Below are 15391 nucleotides of genomic sequence, written 5' to 3'. Positions count from 1 at the left end.
GAACCTGAGACGCTGACCTCAGGTTCTTGACAACATACTTATGCAGACGTCCGGATTCTTATTGCCCTTGTTCTTTCTTTTGTTTCTCTTCCTTGATCTTAATCGTTAATTCCTCTTCCAGTTTACGTAAAAATTCGGCGATATTCATATCTGAGTTTGCGAAGTCTTTCAATTTCTCCGTAATCATACCTTCAGCTAATCGCTGATATTCCGATTTTCTACCTTCAATGATTCTCGCGTTTTCCGGGAAATACGCTTTTACATTTTTGCCTTCGTAAATATCTTTTTCGCTGCCGAATGTCGCGATAACTTCAGGACTCTTCAATACCGTCGGATATCCAGCAGCGGAGAACTTCATCTGCATATCTTCCGCAACGACTTCTTTCATCCACTGGAAAGCTGCATCTTTTTGCTCACTGTATTTATTCAATACATACATATGAGCTTGCGTAGGTGACGCTAACTGTTCTTCCCCTCCCCAGATGGGCATGAGAACCGAATCAACATTCGGTCGAATGGTTTCAGGAATTCCCCATTCCAAGTATGTCGGCCAAGACACTAACATCGCAGCCGTTCCACCGGCAAAAAAGCTTGCTTGTTTATCCGGATCACGTTCATACATACCTGGTATGCTATAGAACTTTTTCATCAATTCGAAATATCTTGTGACTGCCGGCTCCTTCGTAAGTAATACTTCATCGGTTTCAGGATCGACTACATTCGTAATAATTTCTTTAAGAGGTGCGAGCGCTTCGCTTGTTAGACTGTTCGTAAATCCCATCTCCAGACCACGGTAGTTTACACCATTTCGTTCTCCGGTCAACTTCTTAGCTAATTCAAAGGTTTCATCCCATGTCATGTGGTCTGTCGGGTAAGGAACGCCGAACATATCGAAAATCTCTTTATTGTAAAATAACGTAATGGTATCAGCAAACGTGGGTACACCAACCATTGAACCCTTATCATCGTAGGAGCGGAGCAAGGATATTACAGATGGATTGATACTAGTTTCATCCATTTCGTATATCTTCATGAAGTCATCAATGGGCTCAACCATATCCAGTTCTTTTAAACCATCAATTCCCTTAGAACTGTAAATAATATCCGGGACGACACCACTAGCGTTCAATTCTTGCAATGCTTCCGAGGTGGAATCACCTTGAATCCAATGAACGGTTATATTCTTACCTTCTGCTTGAAGCTTATCTTCAATGGGTTGCATGAGAGGAGTAATCTGATCAATGCCCCATTCATGTTGAATGGTGATCGTTGTCTCCTCGCTGAAATCCGTCACAGCTTTACTCGTCCAATCCACTTCTTCTTCCTGTGCATCTTCTTCGTTAGTCCCAGTAGGCTTCGCTTCGGATACAATTTCCGGTTCTTTATTTACCGAATCATTGCCGGTACAACCTGAAAGTATTGTTGTTAGCATGAATACAAAAGTAATGATTAGAAAAATCGATTTTCTCTTCATATATAATCCTCCTGTATTATCCTAAATTATGGATCTAGGTCTACTCGACCAAACCTGTACGTTCAACACTCTCAACAAAGTAACGCTGGGCAAAGAGGTAAAGAATAAGCGGAGGCAATATCACCAGGAAGCTTGCACCCATTTTAATCGGTTCAGCTAAATATTCCGGCAGTCCTCCATTCGTAATAAATGTCGTCAACTGACTATCGATAAATGACATTTTCAGTGCTAACGGCATATCGCCGCTTGAACCTAGGAACATCCTAGGGTAGTACGTGTCATTCCAAGTCCAGACGAACGAGAACAACAAGACGACGAGAATGGCTGGTCTTGCCAATGGAAACATAACGCGTACATAAAATCTCAAAGCACTAGCACCATCGATACGGGCCGCTTCTTCCAATGCTTTAGGCTGCGTGGAGAAGAATTGACGGAATATGATGACAAAGAGTGCGCCCTTGACACCGAACCCAAAAATAGAAGGCAAAATTAAGGTTAATAAATGACCATTCAATCCAAGCTTTGTATACACCATAATCGTCGGCAAAATAACAACTTGAGGCGGAATAATGAATGCCAAGAAGACGAGGAATAGAATCGTCTTCTTGAATGGGACATCGAGCCTTGCCAAGGCATAGCCCGCTAGCCCACACGAGATACAATGCAGCACAGCAGTCGAAATCGCAATCAGTACACTGATGGAGAGAGACTTCGGATAATCCAGCAGCTTCCATGCTTCGACCACATGTCCTAAGTAAACGGAAGACGGAATCCACGTCACGGTTGGATCAATCAAGTCCTTGGCACTCATGACCATCTTCACCAGCATTTTTAAAATCGGGTTCATATACACATAGGAGGTTACGATGAATATGCCGTACAAGACTAGTTTAAATATGAGCCCTTGATTCATCTCTCGACCTAAAATCGTATACTTCACTTGCCGTAATCCACGTTTTGTTGTGAACTTCTGTTTCAGTTTCACACGTCTCGCCAATTCAACCTTCATGTTCTGCCTCCCTTCCTCACTAACGATTTACTCCTGCATTTTTCCGGTTAATTCTACTGTAGAGGAGAATGACAATTCCCAAGAATACAAGAATAATAGCGAAGTAAATCCATGCCAGTGCACTATTAAATCCGTAGTTCCCCGTATTGATCAAACTAATGACAGGATTGGATGGGAACGTAAACATATCTACAACGGTATAAATTAAGTTCAGCAGGATGAACGGTGACATTGCTGGAAGTGTGATCTTCCAAAATACCTCCCAAGGTGTAGCACCATCAATTCGAGCTGATTCATACGCAGACGTTGAAATGGTCTGAAGGCCTGCAATAAAGAGCAGAATTTGCACCCCGGAATACCATAAGACAAGGACAAACTGATTCAATACGGTCTTTACAGGTTTCGCCCATGAACTGTCCCCAAGGAACATATCCATGTAACCGCCAATATTAAATCGTTCAAGGAAACCCAGGTTGCCTTCCCCTTGATTAATAAATGACATCAGTACAGCACCCGTAGAGAAGATAACCGGTAAGAAGAAGATGGCGCGGAATAAGAATCGACCGGGCAGCTTTTGGTTCAGCATAATAGAGATCATCAAGGCAAATATGACGATAACCGGGATCATGATGACGACTTCCTGGAAGTATGGAATTAACTTATCGTATAGATCCGAGCTGTTAAACAAGATCTCACGGTAATATTTGACGCCAACAAAGTCGTACACAATTTTCTTCGGCAATATTTTTACCGTGTGAAAGCTCATAAAGAGTGAGAAGACTAGCGGAAATCCTAAAAAAGCGATAAAGCCGATCAACCACGGTGCAATAAATAACGACCCTTCCAGCTTTCGGGATCTCTTAGCAGAGAGTATTCGCTTTGGGGCCATACTACGCACCTCCTTTGCTTACAATGTAGTCTTTGGCTTTCACAACAGCATCCCCGACGCTAACCTCTTTATCGTTATAATTCACGATGACTTGTTTTTCGTTACTGTATGTTGTTTCAAACACGCCGCTTACGATTTCACGATGGCCTGTAATGAACTCGTTCTGCACATCACCAAGTGCCTCTTCGTATTTTTGATACTGTGACACCATCTCTGCAAGCCAGTCCTTGTAGTTTGTACTGTAGAATTCATGGAGAGAAAGTGATTTTAGTAATTCCTGTGATGAAGCGTTCGTTACGACAAACGACGGTACTGCGCCGTATTCGATTCCCTTCAAGAAATTGTCCGCATAGTCATCACTCAAGTTCGCATACTCGAATGAGTATGTAGTCAGACCATGAAGAGCTATTTGGGCGAATGGTACAACACGATCGATAAACATGTCATAGGAGAAGTTAGAGGCCATGTTGTCCATATGGCTAATATATGGGAAGGTGTACGCGTTACCTCCTGCCCCTCTTACGCTGCCGAATGTTTCTTTTGTCATCTGAAACAGTTGGCTCTGAATTTCCTTTGAATGTTCTCTTGTCGCTCTATAGTTCTCATTAAAGTCCGTATTCAATAACGATCCGATTCCTTGACCGTATAAATAGCCATTGATTCCTAATGATTTCGCTTCTTGGAGATCTCCTTCTATAACCCCTTTCATAAATTGAGGACTGACAAATGTCTTCCGTCTGCTATCCCAATTCGTCGATTCAATGACGGAAGAAGCTAGGTCACGAAGACCGTCTCGATTTTTTCGAAATCCGTCTTCACCGCCTCTGTTATACGTATAGGAAGAGGCATCAAGATAAACCGCATAGCCCTTCGAATGAGCAAAATCGGTGAATTTCTTCATTCCCTGATTACCGCCCAGTTTATCTGGAACGGGGAAGTCACCGCCAAACTTACTGTATCCATCGTTTTGCCAGCCAAGATAAGTGATGTCCATATGATCGACACCAAGTGCAGACAACTCTTGTACGATGCCTTCCGCCTCTTTCGTCGTAGTTAACGGTAGATATGAATCCCACAAAAAACCGTCTTCGGTATCGCCGCCAAGTAAATGCAGCTGCAGCCGCAGCTTCGCTTGCTCACCTTCTAGCGGTTTCATCGCCGACTCCTTCATCAACAATTCCCGATAGCGTTCAGCTAATGTAACATAGCTAATTTCTTCGTTCTTCTCCTCGATCATATAATAACGGGTCGCACGATCTGACTTCGTTATTTCCTTGCTATACGTCAAGTAACCGTTCAACTTCTTCGTATCTGTCGGTTGGAAGAACTTGAACCGGTATTGATACTCCGGTGCAACCCAGTTGAATTGACTGAATGATCCCGAAGGCGCCGCAACCACGTTCGCGTACTCTTCACCTTCCGTGATGACTCCAAGAAGTCCTTGTTTATTCGATTTAATGCCAAATACCGGCATAGTAATCGGATTACGATCAGACATGGTATTGCGGTTACTGTATGCCCAATCGTCACCATAAACACGTTCCGTATAGAGGTTTTGTGTACCCGCTCGACGTTCTCTGAAATCAATTAAAGCGCCCGGCCCGTCTGGAATGTATAGAAATCCATCTTCGTCATCCGAAGTTTGTGCACCCAAGAAAGGGAATAAGCGAATGGACGCTAGGCGAGCCATAGGATCTTTTTTGGGCTTCGGTTTCTTGACTTCTTTGCCATCCTTATCAACCGTTGCTGCCGCTGGTTCTTCCTTCGGCATGACTTTCTCATCTACCAGACCTTCAGCTAATACTTTGGTTTCAACGAAATCTTCGCCAAGCTTGACTTCCACAGGAATGATGAAGCCAAGATCCGGCATGTCATACATAACTTTAAATCCCTGATCTGTTACTTCGAACTGGCTTATTCCCCCTTTTTGTGCATAGAAGTTAGTCTCTTTCAGCAAGTCTTTACGCAGATTAAACTCTACATAACGGAACATAAAGGGTGAAGCAAGATGCAGCTTCCATGCATCTGTATTGAGCTTATCCTGCCAATCCTTCGGATTAGGAAAGGAGCGCCATACTTCTCCTGTGGTTTTACTTGTTACAGTAAAATGACCGGAGGATTTATCAGCTTTGAGCAATAATTTCTCATTCTCCGATATCGTTTGGAACCGGGTTTCATCCGGCAATTTCCCATTTGATTTTGCAGGGGTTACTGCCTTTGTCGTACTCGTCTGAGGTGCTCTCTGTGTCTCCGTTTTAGTCTTTGTTTCAGTCTGTGCTGTTGTTTGAGTTTCGGTCTTCGTCTTATCGGTTGAAGCGGATGTAGCAAAGATGAAACCGCCGAGCGTCGACGCGAATAAGACGCAAATCGCAGCTACCATGAATCGTTTTTTGGACCGTAATAAGCGCATCACATCGACACCTCCTGATAGATCGTGTAAACAAAGTTACCAAATTCGGATGTAAGTCCGATTAAGATGAACACAAGTACCCACATGATGGTCATCGTGATGACCGTAAGTGTAATGTTCAATACCGTTTCGCCAACACCGTAGTTTTGCAACGCTTGAATGTTCCAGAAAAATAATAGCCCACTCCACAAAAGCATACCTACCTCAATCGAGCTGTAAATGGATGCTTCGCTTTGTGTAAAGATGTTCGAAATAAGGGCAAGCGGGATCCCGAGTAACACAACCGGGAATAAGGAATAACAGCTTCCCACGAACACATCTTTAAACCTTGCTTCACCTTGCTTGATCGAACCTACCAGATAATTACATACCACCCATGATAACCATACGGCCAAGAAGACTGTGAGCATGTAAGTTGAACCCTTTGCATAGACCGGCACTGGATTATATGTAAAACTCGTATAGAACGATTTCACCAGAAGCATGACTACCGTTAATATGAGAATAACGAAAGCACTGATGTAGCCACCCTTATTCAAATATCTCAAATCACCAAATCCATCTATCGGATGTTTCAAGATATAGAATACATGCTTTAATTGCTGGAACCAGGTTTGACTGTTTAACTTATTCGATTTCGGCATCATTCGGAAACTGAATTTTTTCTTTAGCCTGATAAAAACCCATAATAAGAGGCTGGCTATAATAACAGAGTTCGCCAAGGTCGAGAAGTTTTTCTGGAACCATTGCAGGCGAATCTGCCAGAATGAGTCTGAGTATCCCTCACCATCTCCTGCAAGCTTGAACAAGTCTCTAGCGCGCTCGTACTCACCGCGAGAAAATGCGGCCTGAGCGATTCCTTTATAAGCTGGAGAGAAGTGAGCATTCAACTTCAGTACTTTGTTCCAATACTGCTCCCCTTCTGCATACTTGCCTTCCTCCATCAACTTGTAAGCTTCGTGAACCGTTGCTCCAAACTCGGTCGGTTCATACTCTTGAATGAGGCCCAGCGCTTCATCCAAAATATAAAGGTGTTTGTTTGAGTTGGTTTCTACTGCAACAGGTGCCGCTGTTAAACCAACCAGCGAATTACCTAAGGCAGAACGGCCTGACCAATAAAATAACATCGTACCGTTTGCATCATACTGGGAGACAATGTTCCGTGATTTATCAATAATCGTTACATTACCATTCTGATCTAAGGAAACATCGGTAAGCTGCTTCTCAATCAGTTCATCAGATTCTACGGTAGCTAAGGAAAACAACCGTTCATTGAACGACATCTCTTTCCATATATTTTCACCGCGAATGTTTAATTTCTTGACTTGCTCTGTTTTGGAACCGGAAACCGTATAGATGAAGCCTTGATCATCGATATCAATATTCCGGATCGTTACAGGCAGAAGTCGAACCTGCCGACTTAATTGCTCTTTCGAATAAAACTGTCTCCGAATGATATCCATCAGCGTTACTTCCGTTTTATTTGTTCCGAAGAACTGGTCGAATTTCCCCTCGGGAGTAAATTGGATGATCCCGTGATAACTTCCTTTCGAGACAACATATATAAAGCCGCGTTTATCGATAACCATATTCGTCGGTTCATATACGAAGGATTCATTGATTAGTGGTGATGTAGGACGACCAATTTCAGTCAATAATTTCGCATGCTTATCCAGGTGAACAACTCGCTTATTACCTGTATCCGCAATGTAAACATCGCCATTATCGGCAACAAACACACCCTGTGGTTGATTAAGCGGACTTTCTGGTAACGTGATTAACCGAACAAGCTCACCACTTTCATTCAGATGAACAACCCGATTATTATCGGTATCCGCAATATAAATATCATCATTGTCTGCAATGAATAGATCTTGAGGACGCTGCAGCGATGTATACTCTACTTCACCCTTCTCATTGACGACTGGAATCTCCTGAGCTAATACGCCGACTGGAGAATATGCAGATTGAGTCATTATCGTACGTTCATAACTGTCTTCCGTGAAGGTACGATAAGGAACATCAGCGCTTGCGATCATCGGGAATCCAGTCAGTGCAATCAAGCAGACTAGCCAAAGCACATATTTCGGTTTGCTTGGATTGTTGCGCATTGTACACCTCCCCCATACCACTGCTTATTTGATCCCCGAATGCGCCATGGTCGTGATTACTCTTCTCTGGAAGATCAAAAAGATGAGCAATGACGGTAAAAACATGATTAATGCTCCTGCTGCCGCAGCTCCCTGTCTAGCTACCGAGTTACTTAGCCCAGATGTTAATGTGCTCATGTAAAACGGCAGTGTCTTCATGGAATCTTCCTGCATGAATAAAGTTGAAGTCTCTACATTCCCCCATGCCGATTGGAAAGCAAGGATTGAAATCGTTGCGATGGCAGGTGTAACGATTGGCATAACGATGCGCAGGAAAATTGTGAATTCTTTCGCGCCATCGATCTTCGCTGCTTCCAGCAACTCGTTTGGCACTTGGTCCATAAACTGCTTCAATAGGAATACGCCCACCGGCATGGCAACAAGTGGCAGTACGTGACCTAAATAAGTGTTCATAATCCCTAGGCTTTGAATGACGATAAAGCGTGGAATCGCGATGGCTTCTGTTGCGAATAGCAACGACAGCATAATTAAACCAAGTACAATTTTTGAACCTGGGAACGGATGCTTCGATAAAGGATAGGCACACATCGCTCCTGTGATAACCATGGCAACGCTAGACAAAAAGGTAACTACAATACTGTTAAATACATACCTGGATACCGGCACAATGGTGCTTGCCGTCATGGCAAACAGTTCGGAGAAACTCCCCGTTGTCGGCTCCCTAACAATAAATGTGGGTGGGAACATGAACAGCTCATGCAATGGTTTAAATGCATGGTTGAACAAATAAATGAGCGGAAGGAGCATGAAAATGGCAAGCGGCAAGATACAGATGGCAATCCATATTTGTGCTCGATCGATCAATCTCAGAGCTAATACAAAGTCGCTCCATTTTATTTTTAATTTCCGCTGCATGGCAGTCATCCGTGCCTCTTGCATTATTCATCCTCCTTCGGTGCGAATAAATAACCAAAAAATTTACTTAACACATAACACATCAGAAGAACGACGATAGAAATGGCACTCGCGTAACCGAGTTCGAAACGAATAAATCCATAGTCATTGATATGATCAATTAATAATTGACCCGCATAATTCGGAGTCGGGTTCGTACCCGACAATTGAACCCCAATACCTCCGGATTTAATCGTATGAACGATTGCCATAATGGCTGCGAACATCATCTGCGGCTTCATCATTGGAATGGTGATGTACCACACTTCTTGAAGACGGCTCGATATACCATCAATTCGTCCTGCCTCGTACAATTGTCTATCCACATTGAGAATACCGGCCAAGATGGCCAAGAAACCAATACCCATAGAAGACCAAATCGAGACAATGATCATAATATTGAGCAGGTAGTCTTTATCGAGTAAGAATAAAACCGGCTGATCAATGATTCCCCATTTGAGCAAAAAGCTGTTAATATAACCCGATCGGTCCCCGGTAAACATAACCGTCCAAACGACTGCCATCGCAACACCTGCAGATAACGAAGGAGCATACATGGCAAGTGCATACCAAGTGCGCATCGTTGTTGGCAGCTGAGCAATTAACCAGGCTAACAGAAAGGCTAAGATGTAACCGACTGGCCCTACGAATACGGCAAACTTAAACGAGTTAGGCAATACATACTGCAAGAAAATAATGTCCTGCGAGAATAAATTCTGGTAGTTAAGCCAGCCCCGCCATGATGGAAAATCAAAGGCATTAAAATAAGTGAAGCTTAACAGAATGCCTGAAACAACAGGAATCAGGATAAATATGATGAACATCGCCATAAACGGCAAAATAAACAAGTAAGATAAGCGGTACTTCCACATGTCTTTCAACAAATAATGGATCCGTTCCGAAATGCTGGGCTTCGTCTTACCGAGCTTGGCCTTAGCTCCGTTCACCTTTTCAGAAAGAGCTGCTGCATTATCTGTCATTCAGAATTGCTCCTTTCCAAGGTTCCGTAATTCGGATCAGATCGAGCTTCTTCAACACTTGCCCGTTTTCATCGATATAATTGAACTCTTGCTGTTTACGCTTCATCTCTCGGTTTATTTCTTTAACCGCCTTCTCTAATGCAATCCTTGGATTTACTTGATCAATGGCTGCATTGTTCCAAGCAAAACCAAGTTCTCGAGCCGTCATATATCCTCCCGGTACATTGGGCCATTCTTGCATCCACTGCCATTGATCCAAAATAACGCTGAGATCATCCTGTTTCCAAGGCATATTCGCAAACGCATGAACATTAGCTGAATTCCAGCGGAAGGTTTCACCGCGATATTGCTCCAGATTAAGTCCAAACTCGGTTTGAATATCTTCGGACATATACCATTTCACAAAATCCCAAGCGAGATCGCGTTTCTCTTTCGGCGTATCATTGAAAAGAATGTTCGCTGTCGGCGCTCCCCCGGCAGCCCATCTTGCAATCGTACCGTCTGCCTGCTTTGTTCCAGGAATAGGAGCGATGGCCCATTCATTCATAATTTCCGGTGCTGCGACCAGTAGCTGCATGTATGTATTGAAATCTGAAATACCGATCGGCATGGTTCCATCTCTAAACTGTTGATAGAAACTGTTCACTTGTCGTTCCATTCCGTACACGTTGAACATTTCCGTCCATTCTTTGAACGCTTCAAAAGCCTTAGGTTCGTTCAATGCACTCGTCAGTCCGTCTTTCGAATACAACTCCACGTTATTTTGGAAGAACAGATACGAGAAGTTATCGGGCGGGATGTAGAAGTTGCTTTCGTTCTGCAATAACGTCGGCAGAATCTTGTATACATCATCCCAAGTATCCGGAACAGATAGGCCAAGCTGATTCATAATATCCTTGCGATAAAACATGATGTTAAAGTTATTGGTCTCCGGTATACCATAAACACCACCGTCATAACGGTAAGGCTGCATAATACCTGGATGGAATTGATCTAACAATTCCTCCGAATCCGGGAATTTTGTAAAGTCATAAATGGCATTGCGCAATGCATAATCAAAGATCGATGCACTCGGTACCCCAATCGCTATATCAGGTAATATCCCGGCTGCTTTACCGAGAACTACCAAATCTGCCGACTGGACCAAATTGATATTCACTTTAATGCCATGTTCTGGTGTAAATCGTTCATTGGCAAGCTGCTGCAGCTCATCAACGTAATCACGCCCTTTGAACATCCAAATATTCAATTCATCTTCTGCATTCCGATCAAGCTGGTTCTTGCTTGAAAAGGAATAGAACAACGTAAAGATCGAGTTCCATAATTTCTCGAAGAAGTTTGCCTCTATTCTTGGCAGTTTTGTATCGGGGGCAGCTACATAAATTCGATCAATTTGCAGCGGAGTATTCATCAAATCCACACGCTGGGCCTCAATTTTCTCTTGCATCGTTCCGATGGTTAACTGACTATAAGGAATTTCATTCGGATCTTTCAATAAATCTTCTAAATCTCGCACACTGGATTTAAAGGATTGTGACACATTGTCCCTTACCTTGTTGATTGCGAGCATTTCATCTGTAAGTTTGTTGAAGCTATCCCTTAATACTTCAAGTCTCTTGGTCATACCCGGGATATCTTTCTCGATATTCCATACGCGATACGCATCTGTGCTATTCCCTGTGGCAATACGAAGTTCTCTGGAAACGTCGCGAAGTTCCTTCGACATCTGATCGATGTCGGCTATGACGGGGATATAAGGTTCGACAGTTGCTTCCATCTTGAGCGAATGCTTTCCTTTTGTGAAATAGAAATCAAATAATTCCCCATCCGTATTAGCAAGCGATACCTTTTTCCAGTCACTGTTATATGGGAACGGAACGTTTTTCATTTCATTAAAAGGAATTTCACCGTCAATATAAATATTTCGGAATACCGTAGCATTTTTACGCAAATTTTGTTTCACACGGAATGTCAGATGGTATACGCCATCTTCCGGAACTTCAAAGTCCCAAGTCACCGCTTGACCGCCTTTGTTCCAACCCGTACCACCCAGCGTATTAAATCGAACGAGATCGAGTGATTTAGGCTCAGATAACGGACTCCGATCGTATTGCGTTTGAATCGAAGAGGAGTTTTTAAGACTGAACTGTTCACCCTCGATGACAATGGCTTCCTTACTGCCGCTTGCTGCATGAGTTGGATACGTTTTTCTCACGTCTTCATAATTGGCAATGTCTTTAGGGACTTGTAAACGGAATGATTTCAGCGCGACCGACTGGCGAATCGTCTCTATACGAATCGTGTTTTCCCCTTTGTTCAAATGCCATTGCAACGGTTTGCTATAAGACCCCTCAGAATCACGAAAAGAAGTCGTTTTCCAACCCACTTCTTCGTCAATTAATGAGCGTATTTGATTACCCTCATCATCATATTTCTCAGGTCTCACCTCAGAGAATCGTCGTTCCAACGAAACGGAATGTGCCTCTCGAAACGGATATTCTCCATTAATCTGGACACTCATAATCACCGACTGGCGCCCGAGCCCATCCTTTGAAAGAAACGGGTGATAATCCGTAGCCAGTTCATATAAGCCTTCTTGATCTACATTTACTTTGTACTCTACCCAGCCTTTAGGCTGAGACCATAGAAGAACATCATGCTCGCCTTCATAAGAGCCCACGGAGACGACAGCATCATCCGACTTCGCATGATACGATTTAGCATCAATCTGAGCCTCCTTCGCTCCCACCTTAACCTTCTTCTGCTCCCATTCTTTCGATATGGTATAAAAATAAGGCTCATGGCTCCAAAAATCTTGAGTACGTGTATCCGGACTGCTTGATTCTGCAATCTTGGGATCACCTTGTGCGTTACCTGGCAACACCGGATTACCTATAAGGGCTACGGATAAGATAACGAGCAATAATCGGTTAAGAAATTTAATACTTCTCTTTACCATTCGTATCCCTCCATCACTTTGTTAATAGAAGCCCTGTATCTTTATGGAAAAATAATGCTTTGTTCATATCCACGGCGACAGCAGTTCTCATTCCATCGTCAAAGTGATAGCGTGGGTGAGCACGGGCAACCAGATATTTCTCCAACCCTATATTCATATGGTAGTAACGGTCAGATCCAACAAATTCACTTAATTCCATCGTTCCGTTAATAATCGACTGTGGATACGCTTCCAACATAATTTCCTCAAAGCTAATGTTTTCTGGCCGCATTCCAATAATGATTCCTCGATCTACGAGATTCATCTGTCTTATCGCATGAGCTTGCTTCTCTGTGAGCTTAAGCCCGAAGCGCTTTGTATGGAATTCAAGGAACCCTTCACGCTCTTCAATTTTGCCGGTCACAAAATTCATCGGCGGGTTTCCGATAAAGTTAGCTACGAACAGATTAGCTGGTTCATTATAAATAACCTCTGGCGTATCTACCTGTTGAACAATCCCCTTCTCCATGACCACAATACGATCGCCCATCGTCATCGCTTCAATCTGATCATGGGTAACATAAATCGTTGTGACACCGATTTTTTTGTGAAGCCGAATAATCTCCGAACGCATCTGCACACGCAGTTTAGCATCCAAGTTGGAGAGCGGTTCATCCATCAGAAATGCCTGTGGTGTACGAACAATCGCCCGACCAAGTGCAACACGCTGGCGCTGACCGCCAGATAATTCTCTTGGTTTACGATCCAGATAGTTTTCAATTTCTAGCACACGGGCAGCCCGTTTAACCGATGACTCAATTTCATGTTTCGGAAGCTTTCTCATTTGCAGACCAAAGGCAATATTATCGTAGACAGACATGTTCGGGTATAACGCATAATTTTGGAATACCATCGATATATCACGGTCTTTAGGCGGCATATCATTCACAATGGTATCGCCAATGTAAATTTCGCCTTCTGAGATATCTTCTAATCCCGCGAGCATACGTAATGTTGTCGATTTACCACATCCTGAAGAACCTACAAAGACAAGAAATTCCTCATCCTCAACTTCGAGGTTAAAGTCTTTCACTGCGTATTCTTTATACTTCCCGTAACGTTTGTGAACATGATTAAATATAATTCTCGACACAAGAATTCCTCCTTTGCACGATCCCATTTTCCTCAGGCAATACCTTGGTTTGAATCTTTTGGTCATGAAATATCTATTGTCCCTTAGCCATGGCATCTTTGATTTTCGCCTCAGATTCTTCCTGCAATACTCTTAGAAACTCTGGAATATTCATATCTGACTCAGAGAATTTCATTAGGCTCCCTGAAAGCTCCACATATTGATCCCATTTGCTGATCGTTTTTGGAATGACTGGTTGGCGTGAGAAAAATGCGTTGATATCCATACCTTCATAAACTTCAAGTTCTGCGCCAAACTCTTCGTAAACTTTCGGATCGGTTAGTACTGGACGATCCCCAATTCTCGCTAATTGGGCCTGATGCTCGGAAGACACATATTCGGTAAGGACTTGAAATGCCTCATCTTTATGCTCACTGTATTTATTAATAATGAATGGATGCGAGAATGAAGCTGGTGCAATATTCGGTAATTCCGGCCATACCGGCACTGGTACGGATTGAATATGTTTCGTGATTTCCGGATCTCCAATGCCCCATTTAATGTATCCCGGCCAAGATACGATCATAGCGACATTTTTATTTTGAAAGGAATAATCCTTTCTGACTTCCGGATCATCACTATAAATACCAGGGATGCTGTAGAACTTCTTCATCAATTCAAGGTATTTAATAATTGCCGGTTCTTTCGTAATTAAAACCTCTCCTGTTTCGGGATCCGTCAGGTTCACATTTAATTGCTTTAAAGGGACCAAGGCTTCCGTACCTGCGAATCCAGGGCCCATCTCAAGTCCATGATATTGGATTCCGTCCCTTTCACCAGTCAGTTTCTTCGCAAGATCAACCATGTCATCCCATGTCAGATCCCCTGTTGGATAAGTTACTCCAAATAGATCAAAAACCTCTTTGTTGTAAAACATCGTATAATTGTCGCTAGCTGTAGGCATGCCTAGCAATCTGCCCTCAGAATCGACTAAACGCCAGTAAGCTATAATGGAAGGGTCTATACCACTAAAATCGAATTGGTGGGATTCGATCAAATCATCGAGCGGTTCGATCATATCCAGCTCCTGCAACGCGTCGATTCCCCAGTTGGCAAATATGATATCCGGCACGATTTGTTTCGCGTTCAGCTCTTGCAATGGCTCCAATTGTGCTTGGGAGTCAACTAATTCCACGTTAATATTAGGAAGCTTCTCATCAATATCCTTAAAAAGTTTATCGAACGCCTCTTGTCCCCATGGATACAAAATCTTGATAGTAACCTCATCTGTCGATACGGCCTGCTCATCCTCTGTTTTCGCATCTGTGGATGGCGTATCCGTCGATGGTGTATCCACGGCTACCGTTTCCGTTGTGTCCTCCTGCTGGCCACCAACATCCGTACTGCACCCTGACAACAACAATGAAATCGATAAAATAAACACAGATAGCAGGACTAATGTGCGTTTCAGCTTCATATAACGCTCCCCCTAAT

The 15391-nt window shown here is 43.2% G+C and carries 10 protein-coding genes; all 10 read right to left on the bottom strand.

Annotated features, from left to right (window positions below):
• Positions 1-58: 58 nt before the first annotated feature.
• The 10 genes from ACOZB4_RS18175 to ACOZB4_RS18130 all read right to left on the bottom strand — a co-directional run bounded on the left by ACOZB4_RS18175 (position 59) and on the right by ACOZB4_RS18130 (position 15374).
• Positions 59-1474, bottom strand: coding sequence for an ABC transporter substrate-binding protein (locus tag ACOZB4_RS18175; protein WP_379406834.1), 1416 nt, complete (start codon positions 1472-1474; stop codon positions 59-61).
• Positions 1475-1514: 40 nt separating this feature from the next.
• On the bottom strand, positions 1515-2483 hold the full coding sequence (locus ACOZB4_RS18170) for a carbohydrate ABC transporter permease (RefSeq protein ID WP_076325471.1): 969 nt from the start codon (positions 2481-2483) through the stop codon (positions 1515-1517).
• A 19-nt stretch (positions 2484-2502) separates the two neighbouring features.
• The gene (locus ACOZB4_RS18165) at positions 2503-3372 is read right to left on the bottom strand and encodes a carbohydrate ABC transporter permease (protein ID WP_098742108.1); all 870 of its coding nucleotides are present in this window, start codon (positions 3370-3372) and stop codon (positions 2503-2505) included.
• A gap of 1 nt (position 3373) precedes the next feature.
• Positions 3374-5782, bottom strand: coding sequence for a DUF5696 domain-containing protein (locus ACOZB4_RS18160; protein ID WP_379406858.1), 2409 nt, complete (start codon positions 5780-5782; stop codon positions 3374-3376).
• A complete protein-coding gene (locus tag ACOZB4_RS18155) occupies positions 5782-7893 on the bottom strand; it encodes a YIP1 family protein (protein WP_379406833.1) in 2112 nt (703 codons plus the stop codon). Before ACOZB4_RS18155 ends, ACOZB4_RS18160 begins: the two co-directional genes overlap by 1 nt.
• Positions 7894-7917: 24 nt before the next feature.
• Positions 7918-8832, bottom strand: a complete 915-nt coding sequence (locus ACOZB4_RS18150) for a carbohydrate ABC transporter permease (protein WP_213645700.1) — start codon at positions 8830-8832, stop codon at positions 7918-7920.
• Positions 8832-9827, bottom strand: a complete 996-nt coding sequence (locus ACOZB4_RS18145) for a carbohydrate ABC transporter permease (RefSeq protein WP_076325476.1) — start codon at positions 9825-9827, stop codon at positions 8832-8834. Before ACOZB4_RS18145 ends, ACOZB4_RS18150 begins: the two co-directional genes overlap by 1 nt.
• Positions 9817-12786 (bottom strand): extracellular solute-binding protein, encoded by a 2970-nt coding sequence (locus ACOZB4_RS18140; RefSeq protein ID WP_379406832.1) that lies wholly within the window; start codon positions 12784-12786, stop codon positions 9817-9819. Before ACOZB4_RS18140 ends, ACOZB4_RS18145 begins: the two co-directional genes overlap by 11 nt.
• Before the next feature lie 13 nt (positions 12787-12799).
• Entirely contained in the window at positions 12800-13918 is a 1119-nt protein-coding gene (locus ACOZB4_RS18135; RefSeq protein ID WP_076325478.1) for an ABC transporter ATP-binding protein, read from the bottom strand.
• A gap of 73 nt (positions 13919-13991) precedes the next feature.
• Positions 13992-15374 (bottom strand): ABC transporter substrate-binding protein, encoded by a 1383-nt coding sequence (locus ACOZB4_RS18130; RefSeq protein WP_379406831.1) that lies wholly within the window; start codon positions 15372-15374, stop codon positions 13992-13994.
• Between the last annotated feature and the right edge of the window lie 17 nt (positions 15375-15391).

The sequence above is a fragment of the Paenibacillus sp. NPDC058898 genome (assembly GCF_049316025.1).
GTDB lineage: Bacteria > Bacillota > Bacilli > Paenibacillales > Paenibacillaceae > Paenibacillus_AQ.
This window is presented reverse-complemented; position numbering and strand designations above follow the sequence as displayed.